Consider the following 18,431-nt stretch of genomic DNA (forward strand, 5'->3'; position numbering starts at 1 on the left):
CAGGCCGCGCACGGCTGCGCGCGGCCACGAAGGCAAGCCCCCTACGGATAGGAAACCCGCACCATGAGTCGCACCAGAACCGCGCTCCTCGCCGCCATGGCGTTGGTCGCCGGCGCCACCGGGTCGGCGATCGCCGCCGTCCCGGGCGACGCCGGCGCGGCCGCCGTCCCCTGCACCGTGGACTACAAGGTGCAGAACCAGTGGGACACCGGCTTCACCGCGTCCGTGACGGTCACCAACCACGGCGCCGCGAAGTCGTCGTGGGCGGTGAAGTGGAGCTACGCCGGCAACCAGAAGGTGACCAGCGGCTGGAACGCCAGGATCACCCAGTCCGGCGCGAACGTCACCGCGGCCAACGAGTCGTACAACGCCACGCTCGCCAGCGGAGGCTCCGCCACCTTCGGCTTCCAGGGCAGCTACAGCGGCACCAACGCCGTCCCCGCCACCTTCACCCTCGACGGCGTGACCTGCAACGTCGACGGCGGCGGCGGACCGACCGACCCGCCGGACCCGACGGATCCGCCTCCGGGCAACCGCGTCGACAACCCCTACGACGGCGCCAAGGTCTACGTGAACCCCGAGTGGTCCGCGAACGCCGCCGCCGAGCCGGGCGGCAGCCGCATCGCGAACGAGCCCACCGGCGTCTGGCTGGACCGCACCGCCGCCATCAACGGGGCGGGCGGCAAGATGGGTCTGCGGGACCACCTCGACGAGGCCCTGGAACAGAAGGGCTCCGGCGAGCTCGTCGTCCAGCTGGTCATCTACAACCTGCCGGGCCGTGACTGCGCCGCCCTCGCCTCGAACGGCGAGCTCGGCCCGACGGAGATCGACCGCTACAAGAGCGAGTACATCGACCCGATCGCGGAGATCCTCTCCGACTCCAAGTACGCCTCGCTGCGGATCGTCACCACGGTCGAGATCGACTCCCTGCCCAACCTGGTCACCAACGTCTCGCCGCGGGCGACCGCCACGCCGAACTGCGACGTGATGAAGGCCAACGGCAACTACGTGAAGGGCGTCGGCTACGCCCTGAACAAGCTGGGTGACGTGCCCAACGTCTACAACTACGTGGACGCCGGGCACCACGGCTGGCTGGGCTGGGACGACAACTTCGGCGCCTCCGCCGAGATGTTCAAGCAGGCCGCGACCGCCGAGGGCGCGACCGTCGCCGACGTGCACGGCTTCATCGCCAACACGGCCAACTACAGCGCGCTGAAGGAGGACCACTTCTCCATCAACGACACGGTGGCCGGCAAGTCCGTGCGCGAGTCCAAGTGGGTCAGCTGGAACCGCTACGTCGACGAGCTGTCGTACGCCCAGGCGCTGCGCGAGAAGCTGGTCTCGCTCGGCTTCGACTCGAAGATCGGCATGCTGATCGACACCTCCCGCAACGGCTGGGGCGGGGCGAACCGGCCCACCGGGCCCGGCGCGACCACCAGCGTGGACACCTACGTCGACGGTGGCCGCTACGACCGCCGCTTCAACACCGGCAACTGGTGCAACCAGTCCGGAGCCGGACTGGGTGAGCGGCCCCAGGCGTCCCCGGAGCCCGGCATCGACGCCTACGTGTGGATGAAGCCGCCGGGGGAGTCCGACGGCGCGAGCAAGGCCATCGACAACGACGAGGGCAAGGGCTTCGACCGGATGTGCGACCCCACGTACACCGGCAACCCGCGGAACGACAACAACATGTCGGGAGCGCTCCCCGACGCCCCGATCTCCGGGCACTGGTTCTCCGCCCAGTTCCAGGAGCTGATGAGGAACGCCTACCCGCCCCTGTCGTGACGGGATGACCCGCGTCCGCCGGACCCGGACCCCTCAGGGGCCCGGGTCCGGCGGACCCCTGTCCCTCCGGTCCGGCGTTTTGCTGGACCGGCAACACGGTTTGCCCGTCCCCGGTGCGTCGTCGCACGCTGGCCGCATCCGAGCGGAGAGGCTGACCACCATGGCGCACCACCACCACGCACCCGGGCACGACGAGCACCGCCACGAGCACGACGGCCACGGACACGACCACGAGCACCTCGACTGGGCCGAGCTGGCTCCCCTGCTGGAGAGCCAGGCGGAACTGTTCACCCCGCTGTACGAGAGGGCCCTGGCCTGGCTGGCCAAGGAGGTCACCGAACCGGGACTGATCGTGGACGCGGGCAGCGGGCCCGGCGTGATCTCGGGGCTGTTCGCCGAGACCTTCCCGGGCGCCCGGATCGTGGCCGTGGACGGCTCCGAACCGCTGCTGGAGCGGGCCCGCGCCCGTGCCGAACGCCTCGGCGCCGGCGACCGCTTCGACACCCTGACCGGCGACATGCCCGGCGTGCTGGCCGAACTGGACTACCCGGCCGACCTGCTGTGGGCCAGCCGCAGCATCCACCACCTCGGCGACCAGGGCGCCGCCCTCGCGGCCTGCGTCGAACGCCTCGCGCCCGGCGGCACGCTCGCCGTGATGGAAGGCGGACTGCCCGCCCGTTTCCTGCCCCGCGACATCGGCTTCGGCCGCCCCGGCCTCCACGCCCGCATCGACGCCGTGGAGGAGGAGCGGTTCATCCGCATGCGCGAGGACCTGCCCGGCTCGGTGGCCCAGGTGGAGGACTGGCCCGCGCTGCTCACCGCGGCCGGACTGCACCACACCCGCTCGCGCACCTTCCTCCTCGACCTTCCCTCCCCGGTCCCGGACCGCGCCCGCGCCTACGTCGTCGAGTCCCTCACCCGCACCCGCGACATGCTCGGCGAGCACCTGGACCCCGACGACCGCGCCACCCTGGACCGCCTCGTCGACCCGGACGACCCGGCGAGCGTCCACCACCGCCCGGACGTCTTCGTCCTGGCGGCCCACACGGTCCATTCGGGGGTCCGGCCGGTGTGACCCCTTGACCTGAAGAGCGCTCCAAGTGATGGACTCCCCGGCACGCATCGAGACACAGGGGAGTTCCCATGACCGACGACCTGCGGGTCACGCTCGTCACCGGAGGCGGTACGGGGATCGGCGCCGCCGTGGCGCGGCGGCTGCTGGAGGCGGGGGAGGCGGTCGCCGTCACCGGGCGGCGGGAGGAGCGGCTGCACGCGTTCGCCAAGGAACTCGGGGAGCCCGAGCGGCTGTTGACGATTCCCGGGAACGCGGCCGACTACGCCGACGTGAGCGGAGCCGTCGACGCCGCGCTGGCGCGGTTCGGGCGGCTGGACGCCGTCGTCGCCAACGCCGGGTTCGCCACGCACGACACCGTGGCCGACGGCGACCCCGCCGGGTGGACCGACATGGTGCTCACCAACGTGCTGGGCCCCGCCCTGCTGATCCGGGCCTCCGTCGACGCGCTCAGGCGCAGCCGCGGGCGGATCGTGCTGGTGGGCAGCGTCGCCGGGTTCGTGCCCACGCCCGGCAATCTGTACGGGGCCACCAAGTACGCGGTGACCGGGCTCGCCGAGAACACCCGGCGGCAGGTCACCGAGTGGGGCGTCGGGGTCACGCTGATCGCGCCGGGCCGGGTGGAGACCCCGTTCTGGGACGGCCGGTACGTGACGTCACTGGGGCACATGCTCACCGCCGAGCAGATCGCCGGGTCGGTGGTGTGGGCGCTCGGCCAGCCGGAGGGGGTGGACGTGAACACCGTGGTCGTCCGGCCGGTGGGGCAGCCCAACTGACCCGGCCGGACACGCCGGTGGCCGGCGCCCCGTCACCGCGGGGGCCGGCCGCCGGCGTCCGTGCCGTCAGCCCTGGTTGAACTCCGCGGGGTTCAGACCCACCCGCCGGTCCTCGTTCAGCGCGCTGATCGCCGCCAGGTCCTCGGCGTCCAGGGTGAACCCGAAGACGTCGATGTTCTCCTCGATCCGGGACGGCGTCACCGACTTGGGGATGACGACGTTGCCGAGCTGGAGGTGCCAGCGCAGCACCACCTGGGCGGGCGTGCGGCCGTGCTTCTGCGCGATGGCCACGATCGCCGGGATCTCCAGGATGCCCTTGCCGGAGCCGAGCGGGGAGTACGCCTCGGTGGCGATGCCCCGCTCCGCGTGGTACTCCCGCGCGGCGGCCTGCTGCAGATGCGGGTGCAGCTCGATCTGGTTGACCGCCGGGACGACCGAGGTCGCCTCGATCAGCCGCTCCAGGTGCTCCGGCAGGAAGTTGGACACGCCGATCGCGCGCACCCGCCCGTCGGACAGCAGCTTTTCGAACGCCTTGTACGTGTCGACGTACAGGTCGCGGGCCGGGGTGGGCCAGTGGATGAGGTACAGGTCGACGTAGTCGAGGCCGAGCTTGGCCAGCGAGGTGTCGAAGGCCTTGAGGGTGGCGTCGTAACCCTGGTCGCTGTTCCACAGCTTGGTGGTGACGAAGATGTCCTCACGGGGGACGCCCGACCGTGCGACGGCCCTGCCGGTGCCCTTCTCGTTGCCGTAGATCGCCGCCGTGTCGATGCTGCGGTAGCCGGCCTCCAGCGCCGCCGCCACGGCCGTTTCGGCCTCCGCGTCCGGTACCTGCCAGACGCCGAACCCGAGCTGGGGCATCTCGACGCCGTTGTTCAGGGTGATCGGGGGGACCTTGCTCACGAGCTCTCGATCCTTAGGTTGTGGTCAGGTATTACCAGTGTTACCCCCATCGTCGACGATCACGGCCCGCGCCGCATTCCTGACCGCGCAATTCACGCCCGGTACAGCGCCTCGACCTCTTCGGCGTACGTCTTCTCGATGGCCCTGCGCTTCAGCTTCAGCGACGGGGTGAGCAGCCCGTGCTCCTCGGTGAACGGCTGCGCCAGGATGCGGAAGGTGCGGATCGACTCGGCCTGCGAGACCAGCGTGTTGGCCGTGACCACCGCGCGCCGCACCTCCGTCTCGAGATCCGGGTCGCGCACCAGTTCGGCCGGGGAGAGCCGCGGCTTGTCCCGCATCGCCAGCCAGTGCTCGACCGCCTCCTGGTCCAGGGTGACCAGCGCGGCCACGTACGGCCGGTCGTTGCCGACCACGATGCACTGGTTGACCAGCGGATGGTCGCGCACCCGCTCCTCCAGCACGCCCGGCGAGACGCTCTTGCCGCCGGACGTCACCAGGATCTCCTTCTTCCGCCCGGTGATGGTCAGATAGCCGTCCTCGTCCAGCGAGCCCAGGTCGCCGGTGGCGAGCCAGCCGTCGTGCAGCGTCTCGTCGGTGGCCTTGGGGTTGTTGAGGTAGCCCTGGAAGACGTTCTCGCCGTGCAGCCAGATCTCGCCGTCGTCCGCGATGTGCACGCCCACCCCGGGGATCGGCTGCCCGACGGTGCCGTAGCGCGTGCGCTCGGGCGGGTTGGCGGTGGCCGCCGCGGTCGACTCCGTCAGCCCGTACCCCTCGTAGATGTGCACGCCCGCGCCCGCGAAGAACAGGCCGAGGCGCCGGTCCATCGCGGAGCCGCCCGACATGGCGTGCCGGATCCTGCCGCCCATCGCCGTCCGGATCTTGGAGTACACGAGCTTCTCGAACAGCTGGTGCTGCATCCGCAGCGACGCCGAAGGACCCGGGCCGGTGCCCCAGGCCTTCACCTCCACCGCGTCGGCGTACCGGACGGCCACGTCGACCGCCTTCTCGAACGGCCCCGCGCGTCCCTCCCGCTCGGCCTTGCGCCGCGCCGCGTTGAACACCTTCTCGAAGATGTACGGCACGGCCAGGATGAACGTCGGCCGGAACGCGGCCAGGTCGGGCATCAGCGCGGCCGCGTTGAGCTGCGGCTGGTGGCCGAACTTCACCTTGCCGCGGATCGCCGCGACCTCCACCATCCGTCCGAAGACGTGCGCCAGCGGCAGGAACAGCAGCGTCGACGCCTCGTCGCCCCGCTTGGAATGGAACACCGGCTCCCAGCGCTCGATGACGGTGTCCGCCTCGTACATGAAGTTGCCGTGGGAGAGGACGCAGCCCTTGGGGCGGCCGGTGGTGCCCGAGGTGTAGATGACCGTCGCCACCGAGTCGGGGGTGACCGCCCGGCGGTGCCGGTGCACCACGTCGTCCTCGAGGTGCGCGCCCGCGTCGTACAGCTCCTGCACCGCGCCCGCGTCGAGCTGCCACAGCCTGCGCATCCGCGGCAGCCGGTCGATGACCGTCGCGATGGTCATCGCGTGGTCCTCGTGCTCCACGATCGCCGCCGTCACCTCCGCGTCGTGCAGCATCCACGAGCACTGCTCCGCCGACGACGTCGGGTAGACGGGGACGACCTGCGCGCCGACCGACCACAGCGCGAAGTCGAACAGGGTCCACTCGTAGCGGGTGCGGGACATGATCGCGACCCGGTCGCCGAACCGGATCCCGCTCGCCAGCAGGCCCTTCGCCAGGGCGAGCACCTCGTCACGGAACTCGGCGCAGGTCACGTCGCGCCACCGGCCGCCCTCGTCCTTGCGCCCGAGCGCCACCCGCAGCGGCTCCTCCTCCGCGTACCGGAACACCACGTCGGCCAGACCGCCCGCCGCGGGCGCCTGTGACAACGGAGGGTTGGTGAACTCGCGCAATCCCGCTCCCCGCTTCCTGGCGCCCGGACCGGTGCGGCAACACCGTCGTCCCGCACAGCGCCGTGAAAGCTACCCCACGGGATCCGGGGGCGGGAGGGGGACGAAATCCGCGAAAAGGGCGCGCCATCGGCGACCGGTGAAGGAGAAACCGCGCAAGTGGGTAAGGTCCGGGCACATTCCTGACGGTGGAGTAAGTTTCGGTGCCGTAATCTCCACGGAATCTGTACGACCCCATGACCGGCCCTTGGGCGGCGCGACGGCCCTCACCCAGCTCAGCGCACGGGCGGCCCGGACCGTCACCCCCGCCCGGCCGTCACCCCTGTCCGCCGCGGTGCAGCCGGTCGCCGCCCGCCAGGATCGCCGCCGCGAGCGCGTCCGCCGCGCCCTGCGCCGAGGGCCGCCGCCGGCCGTGCACCACCACGAAGTCCACCGAGCCCGGCTCCGGCAGCCCGGCCCGCTCCGGCATCCTCACCAGCCCCGGCGGGATCAGCCCGCGCGCGTGCACCATCACCCCGAGCCCCGCCCGCGCCGCCGCGAGCAGACCGTTGAGGCTGCCGCTGCTGCACACGATCCGCCACTGCCGGCCCTCACGCTCCAGCGCCCGCAGCGCGAGGGCCCGGGTGATGCCCGGCGGCGGGTAGACGATCAGCGGCACCGGGCGGTGCGGGTCGAGCCGCAGACCCGGCGCGCCGATCCACACCAGCTCGTCCTGCCACACCAGCCGGTGCGGGTCCGGGCGCGGATCCTCCGGCCGCCGCTTGGCCAGCACCAGGTCGAGCCGGCCCGCGGCGAGCTGCTCGTGCAGGGTGCCCGACAGTTCGACCGTCAGCTCCAGGTCGACCTCCGGGTGCTCGTGCCGGAACCGTTCGAGGATCTCCGGCAGCCGGGTCAGCACGAAGTCCTCGGACGCCCCGAACCGCAGCCGTCCGCGCAGCCGGGTGCCGGTGAAGAACTGCGCCGCCTGCTCGTGCACGTCCAGGATGCGGCGCGCGAAGCCGAGCATCGCCTCGCCGTCCTCGGTCAGCTCCACCGAGTGGGTGTCCCGGGTGAACAGCTGCCGCCCGGTGGCCTCCTCAAGCCGCCGCACATGCTGGCTCACCGTCGACTGGCGCAGCCCGAGCCGCCGCGCCGCCTGCGTGAAGCTCAGCGTCTGCGCCACGGACAGGAAGGTCCGCAGGTGGACCGGCTCGTACATGCCCGGCAGCCTACCCCGGTCATCGCGCATCACGATCACAGTGAGAGCGGTGTGCGGGATTCCCGATCACGGAACGGGGGAGCAGGATGGAGCGGGGACCCCTTGTCCCCGGCAGCCCGGGGCACCCGCTCCGGGGAACCGCACCGCCGAGCACACCCACCCGAGCACGTGGAGCACCGTGAAACGCCTGCACTGGCCGCGCCGGCTGCCGATCGACCCGTACATCACGCTCCTGCTCGGCACGGTGGGCGTGGCCGCGCTGCTGCCCGCCCGGGGCGCCGGCGCGGACGTCGCGTCCGGCGCCTCCACCGCCGCGATCGCGTTCCTCTTCTTCCTCTACGGCGCCCGCCTGTCCACCCGTGAGGCGCTCGACGGTCTCAAGCACTGGCGGCTCCACGTCACCGTCCTGGCCTGCACCTTCATCGTCTTCCCGCTGCTGGGCCTGGCCACCCGGGGCCTGGTCCCGGTGTTCCTCACCGACCCCCTGTACCAGGGGCTGCTGTTCTGCACCCTGGTCCCCTCCACCATCCAGTCGTCGATCGCGTTCACCTCGATCGCCCGCGGCAACGTGCCCGCCGCGATCTGCGCCGGGTCGTTCTCCTCGCTGGCCGGCATCGTCGTCACCCCGCTGCTCGCGGCGGCGCTGCTCGGCGGCAGCGTGGGCGGCTTCTCCGGGGACTCGGTGGTGAAGATCGTGCTCCAGCTGCTGGTGCCGTTCCTCGCCGGGCAGTTCACCCGCCGCTGGACCGGCGGCTTCGTCGCCCGCCACCGCAAGGTGCTGGGTCTTGTGGACCGCGGCTCCATCCTGCTCGTCGTCTACACCGCGTTCAGCGAGGGCATGGTGCAGGGCGTCTGGAGCCAGGTGAGCCCCGCCCGGCTCGGCGGACTGCTCGTCGTCGAGGCCGTGCTGCTCGCCGTGATGCTGGCGCTCACCTGGTACGGCGCCAAGGGCCTCGGCTTCGGCCGGGAGGACCGGATCGCCATCCAGTTCGCCGGGTCGAAGAAGTCGCTGGCCGCCGGACTGCCCATGGCGAGCGTGCTGTTCGGGGCGCACGCCTCGCTGGCCGTGCTGCCCCTGATGCTCTTCCACCAGATGCAGCTCATGGTGTGCGCGGTCATCGCCAAGCGCCGCTCCAAGGACCCCGTCCCGGAGGTCACTCCGGAGGACCGAGCCGCACCGTCACGAACCGAGGCCGGTACAGCGACACGTTCCGGCTGAGCATCCCCGCCGCCGTGGACGTGTCCAGCCAGTTCACGTCGTGGCTCAGCACCAGCCGCCCGTCCCGGCCCAGCCCGGGATGCGCCTGCGGGTTGTAGGCGGCGGTGCCCGGCGCGGGCAGCGCGGGGGTGAACGCGCCCGCCGGACCGTGCCACGGCCCGGCCGGGGAACACGCCCAGTACGCCGTCACCGTGGCCAGCCCCTCCGCCCCCGCCGCCATGGTGAACAGCACATACGTCCGGTCGTCGCGCGTCACCGTGAAGGCGCTGCCCACCCCCGTGCGCCGCCCGTCGCCCAGCACCGGCGCCGGACGCGCGCGCGACCGCCAGCCCGAGCCGTCCCAGTACTCCCAGGCGGCCGGGTCGCCGAGACCTCCCTCGGGCACCCGGGCCACATAGGCGTGCGAGGCCGGGCGGGACGCGGGGCGCCCGTCGTCACCGCCGTACACGTACGTCCAGCCGTCCTCCGCGACCAGCGTGGTGCCGAACAGGACGCGGCGGGAGAGGTCGCCGGTCCGCCGCTCGTCCAGCACCGTGGTCACCGACTCCAGGCGCAGGGCGGGCAGGGAGAGCGTGGCGACCTCGGTGGCCAGGGGCTCCCCGTAGATCCACGGAGGGGCGCCGTGCCGCCGCACCCACAGCAGCACCCTCAGCACGCGCTCCGCCGCGCCGGGGGAGCGCGGTTCGACGCGGGCGGCGACCGGCCAGCGCCAGCTCCCCGGGGCCGGGTCGGGGAAGAGCGGGGCCGGAAGGGTGGCCTCGGGCCGGCCGCCGCGCATCACCACCGCCGAGTTGCGCACCAGCGGCGCGCCGCCGTCCCGCCAGGCGTACGCCTCGCCCGCCGGGTTGGGCGGCCGGTGCACCCGGCCCAGAAAGGTGTCGGAGAACAGCCACAGCAGCCGCCCGTCCGGCAGCCGCACCGAGTGCGTGCCGTCCCCGCCGGTCCAGTCGTCGGTGCGGGTGTCGTCGTCGCCGTAGCGGGCGAAGGCGGAGGTGAGCCCGGGCTCGGGCGCCCAGGAGACGACCGTGCGGGGCGGACACCCCTCGCGGCCGCCGTCGTCCTCCGACCGCCCCGTGACCAGCACGGCCCCGAGGACCAGGACCAGCGCCGCCGCGGTCCCGGCCCCCGTCAGCCGCCGTACTCGCACGGTGTCGCCGGGCACGCCGGGTGACGTTAGCGGCCGTACGGGCCCGGGTCCACGGGGCCTCGGCCGAGGCGGGGCCCCGCGGCGCAGGGGGCGCTCCCCGCCGTCGGGACCCCGCCGCCGTGCAGCGAGGGGATGCGGTCAGGCCCGGACGGCCGCGGCCCGCAGGGCGATCCGCTCCTCACCCGCGTACACGTTCATGGAGCTGCCCCGCAGGAAGCCCACCAGGGTCATGCCGGTCTCCGCCGCCAGGTCCACGGCGAGCGAGGACGGCGCCGAGACCGCCGCCAGCACCGGGATGCCGGCCATGACCGCCTTCTGCGCCAGCTCGAACGAGGCCCGCCCGGACACCATGAGGACCGTCCGGGACAGCGGCAGGTCCCCGCTCTGCAGGGCGCGGCCGACCAGCTTGTCGACCGCGTTGTGCCGGCCCACGTCCTCCCGTACGTCGAGCAGTCCGCCGTGCTCGTCGAACAGGGCCGCCGCGTGCAGTCCGCCGGTCCGGTCGAAGACCCGCTGGGCCGCCCGCAGCCGGTCCGGCAGCCCGGCCAGCAGCTCCGGCGTCACCCGCAGCGGCGGGGTGTCGGCGATCGGGTGCCGGGTCGTGGTGCGCACCGCGTCCAGACTGGCCTTGCCGCACAGCCCGCAGGACGAGGTGGTGTAGACGTTGCGCTCCAGCGTGATGTCGGGGACGGACACCCCGGGCGCGGTCGTCACGTCGACCACGTTGTAGGTGTTCGACCCGTCGGCCGTGGCCCCGGCGCAGTAGACGATGTTGCGGAGGTCCGACGCGGCCGCCAGGACGCCCTCGCTGACCAGGAAGCCGGCCGCCAGCGCGAAGTCGTCGCCCGGGGTGCGCATGGTGATCGCCAGGGGCTTGCCGTTGAGCCGGATCTCCAGGGGTTCCTCGGCGACGAGCGTGTCCGGGCGGGTGGAGACCGCCCCGTCCCGGATGCGGATCACCTTGCGTCGTTCCGTGACTCGTCCCATGTCCCTGTCCGTTCCGTTCAGTCCCGGTTCTGCACGTGCTGGTAGCCGAACCGGCCCTTGATGCACAGGTTGCCGTGGGTCACCGGGTTGTCGTGCGGCGACGTGACCTTCACGATCTCATTGTCCTGCACATGGAGCGTCAGGTTGCAGCCCACGCCGCAGTAGGCGCACACGGTCGTCGTGCGCGTCTGCCGCGACTCGTCCCACGTACCCGCCCCCCGCATGTCGAACTCGGATGTGAACGACAGCGCCCCCGTCGGGCACACCTCGATGCAGTTGCCGCAGTACACGCACGCCGAATCGGTCAGCGGGGCGTCGTGCTCCACCGCGACCCGGGCGTCGAAGCCGCGCCCGGCGACGGAGATCGCGAAGGTGTTCTGCCACTGGTCACCGCACGCGTCCACGCACTTGTAGCAGAGGATGCACTTGCCGTAGTCGCGCACGTAGAGGCCGTTGTCGACGCGCGGCTCCTCGTTCACACGGGCCGCGTCCGGGCCGAAGCGGTCCGGCTTCGCCCCGTACTCCTTCAGCCACTCGGCGACCCGCGGCGTCGTCGACAGGTCGACCGAGGAGGCGAGCAGTTCCAGGACGACCTTGCGGCTGTGCCGGGCCCGCTCGGTGCCGGTGCGCACCTCCATGCCCGCCTCGGCCTTGCGCGAGCAGGCCGGGACCAGGGTGCGCGAACCTTCGACCTCGACCACACAGACGCGGCAGGCGTTCTTCGGCGTGAGCGTGTCGCCCTCGCACAGCGTCGGGACGTCCTTGCCGGCGGCCCGGCAGGCGTCCAGGATCGTCGACCCCTCGGGCGCCCGGACCGGCTCCCCGTCCAGGGTGAACTCCAGCAGACGGCGGGGGATCCCCAGCGGTGTCACGGTCATTCGTACGCCCCCAGACGGTCGATGGCGGATTCCACGGCGTTCCACGCGGTCTGGCCCAGACCGCAGATCGAGGCGTCCCGCATCGCGCGCCCCACCTCGCGCAGCAGGGCGATGTCGGCGGCGGCGTCCGCACCGGTGCGCTCCGCGATCCGGTGCAGCGCCTCCTCCTGGCGTACGGTGCCGACCCGGCACGGCACGCACTGCCCGCAGGACTCGTCACGGAAGAACTCCGCGATGCGCAGCAGCAGACGGGGGAGCGGGACGGTGTCGTCGAAGGCCATGACGACACCCGAGCCGAGGGTGGTGCCCGCCGCCCGGGCGCCCTCGAAGGTGAGCGGGATGTCCAGCTCGTCGGGGCGGACGAACCCGCCGGCGGCCCCGCCGAGCAGCACCGCCCTGAGGGAGTCGCGCACCCCGGCGAGCGCCAGCAGCTCCCCGAGCGTGGCGCCGAACGGCAGCTCGTAGACGCCGGGCCGCTCCACGCTGCCCGAGACGCAGAACAGCTTGGGGCCGGCGGACGCGCCGGTGCCGATCGCCGCGTACGCCTGCGCGCCCAGCGTGAGCACCGGCAGGACGTTGACCAGCGTCTCCACGTTGTTCGCGGCCGTCGGCTTGCCGAACAGGCCCTTCTCCACCGGGAACGGCGGCTTGGAGCGGGGCTCGCCCCGGAAGCCCTCGATCGAGTTGAACAGCGCGGTCTCCTCGCCGCAGATGTAGGCGCCCGCGCCGCGCCGGATCTCGATGTCGAAGGAGAACCCCTGGCCCAGGATGTCGTCGCCGAGCAGACCGCGGGCGCGGGCCTGCGCGATCGCGTGCTCCATGCGGACCAGGGCGCGCGGGTACTCGCCGCGCAGATACAGGTACCCGTGCCGGGCGCCGGTCGCGTACGCCGCGATCGTCATGGCCTCGACCAGCGCGTACGGGTCGCCCTCCATCAGCACGCGGTCCTTGAACGTGCCCGGCTCGGACTCGTCGGCGTTGCACACCAGGTGGTGCGGGCGGTCCGGCTGGGAGGCGGTGGCCTGCCACTTGCGGCCGGTCGGGAAGGCCGCCCCGCCGCGGCCCAGCAGCCCGGAGTCGGTCACCTCCCGGATCACCCCGGCGGGGCCGAGCGCGAAGGCGCGGCGCAGCGCGGTGTACCCGCCGTGCGCCCGGTAGTCGTCCAGGTCGGCGGGGTCCACCGTGCCGACGCGGCCCAGCAGGAGGAGCCCGGGGTCGGGCGCCTGGGGGACCGCCAGGGCGGCCGGTGGCTCCTCAGAGGCGTTCTCGGGGGTGAGCGCCGCCCGGACCACGGCGCCGGGGGTGGCGGGGGCGGACACGGCGGTGGCCCGTGGCGTCCCGCCGTCGGTCACCGCACGGGCGGCGTCCTCCCCGGCCCGCACCACCAGCGCCGCCGGGGCCCGCTCGCACAGGCCCAGACACGGGCTGCGCTCCACCCGCACCCCCGACTCCGGGCCCAGGCGCGCCTCCACCGCCTCGCACAGCTTCGGCGCGCCCGCCGCCGCGCAGGCCAGGTCCGTGCACACGTGCAGCACCGTGGCCGGGCGCGGGCGGACGGAGAACATGGCGTAGAACGTCGCCACCCCGTACGCCTCGGACGGGGGGACCGTCAGCCGGCGGCACAGGTAGTCCAGCCCGCCGTCGCTGATCCAGCCGACCCGGTCGTTGAGCGCGTGCAGCCCCGGCAGCAGCAGGTCGCGGCGGTCACGCGCGGCCCGTCCGCCGTGCGCCCACCTCAGATCCGCGTCGGAGCGGCCGGCGCCCTCCCAGGACGACTCGGGCGGCCCGAGCAGGGCGTCGACGGCGGCTCGCTCCTCGTCCGTCGGTTCGCTGTCGCCGAAACGCAGGTCCACGCTCGCTCACCTCAAGTCTGCCGGAGCCGGGAGCTTCTCGATCCGGATCGCCGACGCCTTGAACTCCGCCGTCCCCGCGATCGGGCAGTTCGCCTCGATCGTCAGCCGGTTGGTGTCCACCTCGTCGGGAAAGTGGAACGTCATGAACGCGAGCCCCGGCCGCAGCGCGGGGTCCACCCACACCGGCGCCCGCACGGACCCGCGCCGCGAGGTCACCAGCACCTCCTCGCCGACCACGACCCCGTACCGCTCGGCGTCCTCCGGGCTCAGCTCGACGTACTCGCCGCGCCGCAAGGGGGAGGCGTAACTGCCGCTCTGCACACCGGTGTTGTAGGAGTCCAGGCGCCGTCCCGTGGTGAGCCGGACCGGGTACCGCTCGTCGGTGAGGTCCACCGGCGGGTCGTGCCGCACGATCCCGAACGGCGCCGGGCGGCCCCGGCGTTCCGGGTCCTTCTCCCACAGCCGGCCGTGCAGGTACGGCGGTTCCAGCCGGTCCGTGCTCGGACAGGGCCACTGGATGCCCTGGTGCTCCTCGAGGCGGGCGTACGTCATGCCGCGGTGGTCCGGCGAGACCGCGCGCAGCTCGTTCCACACGGCCTCGGCGCCGTCGTACTTCCAGTCGTGGCCCAGGCGTCCGGCGAGGTCGCAGAGGATGTCGATGTCCTCGCGGGCCTCGCCGGGCGGGGTCACGGCCCGGCGCACGCGCTGCACCCGGCGTTCGCTGTTGGTGGTGGTGCCCTCGGTCTCGGCCCAGCCGGCGGTCGCGGGCAGCACCACGTCGGCCAGTTCCGCGGTCTTCGTCAGGAAGATGTCCTGCACCACGAGGAAGTCCAGCTCCTTCAGCCGGCGCACGGCCCGGTCGCCGTCCGCCTCCGACTGGGCCGGGTTCTCGCCGATGCAGTAGACGGCGCGCAGCGACCGGTCCTCCATCGCCTCGAACATCTCCGTCAGCGTCATCCCGTACCGGGGCTGGACGACGGTGTCCCAGGCGGCCTCGAACGCGGCGCGCACGTCCGCGTCGAGGAGGTCCTGGAAGCCGGGCAGCCGGTTGGGGATCGCGCCCATGTCGCCGCCGCCCTGCACGTTGTTCTGCCCGCGCAGCGGCTGGAGCCCCGAGCCGTAGCGGCCGACGTGACCGGTCAGCAGCGCGAGATTGATCAGGGCGCGCACGTTGTCGGTGCCGTTGTGGTGCTCGGTGATGCCCAGCGTCCAGCACAGCTGGGCGCGTTCGGCGCGGGCGTAGGCGTGCGCCAGCTCCCGTATCGCGGCGGCCGGGACGCCGGTCACCTTCGAGGCGAGGGACGGCGTCCAGGGCTCGACGAGTTCCCTGTACTCCTCGAAGCCGGTGGTGGCGCGCCGGACGAAAGCCTCGTTGACCAGGCCCGCGTGGATGATCTCGCGGCCGATCGCGTGCGCCATCGCGATGTCCGTGCCGACGTCGAGCCCGAGCCAGCTCTCCGCCCACTCGGCGGTGGACGTCCGGCGCGGGTCGACGGCGTACATCCGGGCCCCGCCCCGGATGCCCTTGAGGACGTGCTGGAAGAAGATCGGGTGGGCGAAACGTGCGTTGGAGCCCCACATCACGATGACGTCGGTGTGCTCCACCTCCTCGTACGACGACGTGCCGCCGCCCGAGCCGAACGCGGCGGACAGCCCTGCCACCGAGGGCGCGTGACAGGTGCGGTTGCAGGAGTCGACGTTGTTGGTGCCCATGACGACCCGGGCGAACTTCTGCGCCACGTAGTTCGTCTCGTTGGTGGCGCGGGAGCAGGAGAACATGCCGAACGCGCCGCGCGCCGCCTCCAGTTCGCGCGCGGTGCGGTCCAGCGCCTCGTCCCAGGCCGCCCGGCGCAGCGGCTCGCCGCGTGCGTCCCGGACGAGGGGATGGGTGAGGCGGGTGTAGGTCTTCGGGGTCCGGTCGCGTTTCCTCATGCGGCGCTCCTCAGCGCGAGCAGGTCGGACAGGGCGTGCACGGTGCGCAGGGTGGGCACGGGGACGCCGGTGATCTCCGCCAGCTCGACCACGGCCGCGAGCAGCACGTCGAGCTCCAGCGGCTTGCCGCGTTCCAGGTCCTGCAGCGTGGAGGTGCGGTGGTCGCCGACCCTCTCGGCGCCGGCCAGCCGCCGTTCGATGGAGACGCCGACCTCGCAGCCGAGCGCGTGGGCGACCGCCAGGGTCTCGGACATCATCGTCCCGATGACCCGGCGGGTGCCGCCGTGCAGGCACATCTGCCGCATGGTGGCGCGCACCAGGGCGCTGATCGGGTTGAAGGAGATGTTGCCCAGCAGCTTGAGCCAGATGTCGTTGCGCAGGTCCGGCTCGACCGGGCACTTCAGACCGCCCGCCCGCATCACCTCGCTCAGGGCGAGACAGCGCGCGGAGACGCCGCGGCCGGGTTCGCCGACCGAGAAGCGGGTGCCTTCCACATGGCGGACGACACCGGGCCGTTCGAGTTCGGTGGCCGCGTACACCACACAGCCGACGGCCCGTTCGGGCGCGAGCACCGCGCTGACCGCGCCGCCGGGGTCCACGCTCTCCAGCCGGCGTCCGTCGTACGGGCCGCCGTGCCGGTGGAAGTACCACCAGGGGATGCCGTTCTGGGCGGCCACGACGGCCGTCGTGTCGTGCAGCAGCGGCTCGATCAGCGGCCCGCACGCCGCGTACGAGGTGGCCTTCAGGCCCAGGAACACGTAGTCGGCGGGGCCGACGTCGGCCGGGTCGTCGGTGGCGTGGGGACGCGCGGTGAAGTCGCCGCGCGGGCTGCGCACCCGTACTCCGTCCTGCCGCATGGCCGCGAGATGCGGTCCACGGGCGATGAGATGCACGTCGGCGCCCGCGCGGTGGAGCGCGGCGCCCACGTAGGCGCCGATCGCACCGGCGCCGAGGACTGCGACTTTCATGGCGAGGGAGCTCCGTCCGGTCGAGGGACACCGAAGAACCGGGAGAATCGCCGAATCTCTGTCGACGAAATATTGTCTACAGTATGGAGAGGGGGCCGACAAGGCTTTGTGCAGTACCGGTGGTTGTCCGCTCAACCGTCTTCTCAACGGGCGGGCCGCTCCCTACGGTGGGGGACCCATGAGTCCCCCCGTCGCACCGCCGGGCTGGAGCCGCTGGCTCGTCCCGCCCGCCGCACTCGCCGTACACCTCTCCATCGGCCAGGCCTACGCGTGGAGCGTGTTCAAGCCGCCGCTGGAGTCCGCGCTCGACCTCAGCGGCACCCAGAGCGCGCTGCCCTTCCAGCTCGGCATCGTCATGCTCGGTCTGTCCGCCGCCTTCGGCGGCACCCTCGTCGAACGCCGGGGCCCGCGCTGGGCGATGACCGTCGCCCTGATCTGCTTCTCCTCCGGCTTCCTGCTCTCCGCGCTGGGCGCCGCCACCGAGCAGTACTGGCTGATCGTCCTCGGCTACGGCTTCGTCGGCGGCATCGGCCTGGGCATCGGCTACATCTCGCCCGTCTCCACGCTCATCAAGTGGTTCCCGGACCGGCCCGGCATGGCCACCGGCATCGCCATCATGGGCTTCGGCGGCGGCGCGCTGATCGCCTCCCCCTGGTCGGCGCAGATGCTCCAGTCCTTCGGCACCGACAACGTCGGCATCGCGTACGCCTTCCTGGTGCACGGGCTGACGTACGCCGTGTTCATGCTGCTCGGCGTGCTCCTGGTGCGCGTGCCGCCCCCCGCGCGGCCGGCGGCCGACGCGCCCGCCGTCACCGCCGGGCCGCAGGTCTCCGCCCGGTCCGCCGTGCGCACCCCGCAGTTCTGGCTGCTGTGGATCGTGCTCTGCATGAACGTGACCGCCGGGATCGGCATTCTGGAGAAGGCCGCGCCGATGATCACCGACTTCTTCGCGGACAGCTCCGCGCCGGTGTCCGCCACGGCCGCCGCCGGGTTCGTCGCCCTGCTGTCCGCCGCCAACATGGCCGGACGCCTCGGCTGGTCCACCACCTCCGACCTCATCGGCCGGAAGAACATCTACCGCGTCTACCTCGGCGTCGGCGCGCTGATGTACGCCCTCATCTGGTCGCTCGGCGACTCCTCCAAGCCGCTGTTCGTGCTGGCCGCGCTCGTCATCCTCTCCTTCTACGGGGGCGGCTTCGCGACCGTCCCCGCCTACCTCAAGGATCTCTTCGGGACCTACCAGGTGGGCGCCATCCACGGCCGGCTGCTCACCGCCTGGTCCACCGCCGGCGTCCTCGGACCGCTCATCGTCAACTGGGTCGCCGACCGGCAGGAGGAGGCCGGCAAGCACGGCCCGTCCCTGTACGGCGTCTCCCTGGTCGTCATGATCGGGCTGCTGGCCGTCGGCTTCGTCGCCAACGAACTGGTCCGCCCCGTCCATCCGCGTCACCACGAACCGGGCGCCGACGCCCCGGCCGTCGCATCGAAGGAGGCCGCCGATGACCGGCGAGAGCAGCCCGAGTCCGCCTGAGCCCGCGCGCCGCGCGCTGATCGCCTTCGCCTGGCTGTGGGTGGGCCTCCCGCTCGCCTACGGCCTGTACGAGCTGGTGCGGAAGGCGACGCAGCTGTTCACCGGGTGATCCGGCGGTTCATGCGCGTGCTCATGGACAGGACGGGCGCGGGGACGCCTGACGCGGCCCGCCGGGGGCTGACGGAAGGCGACAAGCCTCGCGCCCGTTTCCTGTCGCTCCACCTGCACTCGTACCCGTGAGTCACTGATCAGACTGGTGCATCCCGCAA

General features: G+C 72.6%; 15 protein-coding genes. 6 read left to right on the forward strand and 9 right to left on the reverse strand.

Going from position 1 to position 18,431, the window contains the following annotated elements; genetic code table 11:
• Nucleotides 1–63 precede the first annotated feature (63 nt).
• The 3 genes from ACP7TJ_RS27905 to ACP7TJ_RS27915 all read left to right on the forward strand — a co-directional run bounded on the left by ACP7TJ_RS27905 (nucleotide 64) and on the right by ACP7TJ_RS27915 (nucleotide 3,633).
• Nucleotides 64–1,785 (forward strand): glycoside hydrolase family 6 protein, encoded by a 1,722-nt coding sequence (locus ACP7TJ_RS27905; protein WP_427766201.1) that lies wholly within the window; start codon nucleotides 64–66, stop codon nucleotides 1,783–1,785.
• Nucleotides 1,786–1,945: 160 nt separating this feature from the next.
• Complete coding sequence (locus ACP7TJ_RS27910; protein WP_427766204.1) at nucleotides 1,946–2,860, forward strand: class I SAM-dependent methyltransferase; 915 nt, start codon at nucleotides 1,946–1,948, stop codon at nucleotides 2,858–2,860.
• A 68-nt stretch (nucleotides 2,861–2,928) separates the two neighbouring features.
• On the forward strand, nucleotides 2,929–3,633 hold the full coding sequence (locus ACP7TJ_RS27915) for an SDR family oxidoreductase (protein ID WP_427766207.1): 705 nt from the start codon (nucleotides 2,929–2,931) through the stop codon (nucleotides 3,631–3,633).
• A gap of 66 nt (nucleotides 3,634–3,699) precedes the next feature.
• On the opposite strand, the gene ACP7TJ_RS27920 is transcribed toward ACP7TJ_RS27915, so the two are convergent.
• The 3 genes from ACP7TJ_RS27920 to ACP7TJ_RS27930 all read right to left on the reverse strand — a co-directional run bounded on the left by ACP7TJ_RS27920 (nucleotide 3,700) and on the right by ACP7TJ_RS27930 (nucleotide 7,647).
• Nucleotides 3,700–4,491, reverse strand: coding sequence for an aldo/keto reductase (locus tag ACP7TJ_RS27920; RefSeq protein ID WP_427767501.1), 792 nt, complete (start codon nucleotides 4,489–4,491; stop codon nucleotides 3,700–3,702).
• Between the two features lie 134 nt (nucleotides 4,492–4,625).
• Nucleotides 4,626–6,452 (reverse strand): AMP-dependent synthetase/ligase, encoded by a 1,827-nt coding sequence (locus ACP7TJ_RS27925; RefSeq protein ID WP_427766210.1) that lies wholly within the window; start codon nucleotides 6,450–6,452, stop codon nucleotides 4,626–4,628.
• Nucleotides 6,453–6,765: 313 nt separating this feature from the next.
• Nucleotides 6,766–7,647 (reverse strand): LysR family transcriptional regulator, encoded by an 882-nt coding sequence (locus tag ACP7TJ_RS27930; RefSeq protein ID WP_266402351.1) that lies wholly within the window; start codon nucleotides 7,645–7,647, stop codon nucleotides 6,766–6,768.
• A 178-nt stretch (nucleotides 7,648–7,825) separates the two neighbouring features.
• Here ACP7TJ_RS27930 and ACP7TJ_RS27935 point away from each other — a divergent pair, with 178 nt between their 5' ends.
• Nucleotides 7,826–8,866, forward strand: a complete 1,041-nt coding sequence (locus ACP7TJ_RS27935; RefSeq protein ID WP_367450251.1) for a bile acid:sodium symporter family protein — start codon at nucleotides 7,826–7,828, stop codon at nucleotides 8,864–8,866.
• Here the strand turns inward: ACP7TJ_RS27935 and ACP7TJ_RS27940 are convergent.
• From ACP7TJ_RS27940 to ACP7TJ_RS27965, 6 genes are all read right to left on the reverse strand, one after another.
• Nucleotides 8,802–10,028 (reverse strand): DUF4185 domain-containing protein, encoded by a 1,227-nt coding sequence (locus ACP7TJ_RS27940; RefSeq protein WP_367486457.1) that lies wholly within the window; start codon nucleotides 10,026–10,028, stop codon nucleotides 8,802–8,804. The two genes, ACP7TJ_RS27935 and ACP7TJ_RS27940, sit on opposite strands and share 65 nt — an antisense overlap.
• 123 nt (nucleotides 10,029–10,151) lie before the next feature.
• The gene (fdhD, locus tag ACP7TJ_RS27945; RefSeq protein ID WP_093765917.1) at nucleotides 10,152–11,000 is read right to left on the reverse strand and encodes a formate dehydrogenase accessory sulfurtransferase FdhD; all 849 of its coding nucleotides are present in this window, start codon (nucleotides 10,998–11,000) and stop codon (nucleotides 10,152–10,154) included.
• A gap of 17 nt (nucleotides 11,001–11,017) precedes the next feature.
• Nucleotides 11,018–11,878, reverse strand: a complete 861-nt coding sequence (locus ACP7TJ_RS27950; protein ID WP_266402360.1) for a 2Fe-2S iron-sulfur cluster-binding protein — start codon at nucleotides 11,876–11,878, stop codon at nucleotides 11,018–11,020.
• Nucleotides 11,875–13,731: an NAD(P)H-dependent oxidoreductase subunit E gene (locus ACP7TJ_RS27955; protein WP_427766216.1), complete on the reverse strand. Its 1,857-nt coding sequence runs from the start codon at nucleotides 13,729–13,731 to the stop codon at nucleotides 11,875–11,877. Before ACP7TJ_RS27955 ends, ACP7TJ_RS27950 begins: the two co-directional genes overlap by 4 nt.
• Nucleotides 13,732–13,737: 6 nt before the next feature.
• The gene (locus ACP7TJ_RS27960) at nucleotides 13,738–15,663 is read right to left on the reverse strand and encodes a molybdopterin oxidoreductase family protein (protein WP_427766218.1); all 1,926 of its coding nucleotides are present in this window, start codon (nucleotides 15,661–15,663) and stop codon (nucleotides 13,738–13,740) included.
• The gene (locus ACP7TJ_RS27965; RefSeq protein WP_266550447.1) at nucleotides 15,660–16,631 is read right to left on the reverse strand and encodes a 2-dehydropantoate 2-reductase; all 972 of its coding nucleotides are present in this window, start codon (nucleotides 16,629–16,631) and stop codon (nucleotides 15,660–15,662) included. Before ACP7TJ_RS27965 ends, ACP7TJ_RS27960 begins: the two co-directional genes overlap by 4 nt.
• 178 nt (nucleotides 16,632–16,809) lie before the next feature.
• Between ACP7TJ_RS27965 and ACP7TJ_RS27970 the strand changes: the two genes are divergently transcribed.
• Both ACP7TJ_RS27970 and ACP7TJ_RS27975 read left to right on the forward strand, forming a co-directional pair.
• On the forward strand, nucleotides 16,810–18,162 hold the full coding sequence (locus ACP7TJ_RS27970; RefSeq protein WP_093765912.1) for an OFA family MFS transporter: 1,353 nt from the start codon (nucleotides 16,810–16,812) through the stop codon (nucleotides 18,160–18,162).
• Nucleotides 18,131–18,271 (forward strand): MFS transporter small subunit, encoded by a 141-nt coding sequence (locus ACP7TJ_RS27975; protein ID WP_167742142.1) that lies wholly within the window; start codon nucleotides 18,131–18,133, stop codon nucleotides 18,269–18,271. Before ACP7TJ_RS27970 ends, ACP7TJ_RS27975 begins: the two co-directional genes overlap by 32 nt.
• Nucleotides 18,272–18,431 lie beyond the last annotated feature (160 nt).

This window comes from Streptomyces sp. DSM 41931 (assembly GCF_050271085.1).
Classification (GTDB): domain Bacteria; phylum Actinomycetota; class Actinomycetes; order Streptomycetales; family Streptomycetaceae; genus Streptomyces; species Streptomyces albogriseolus.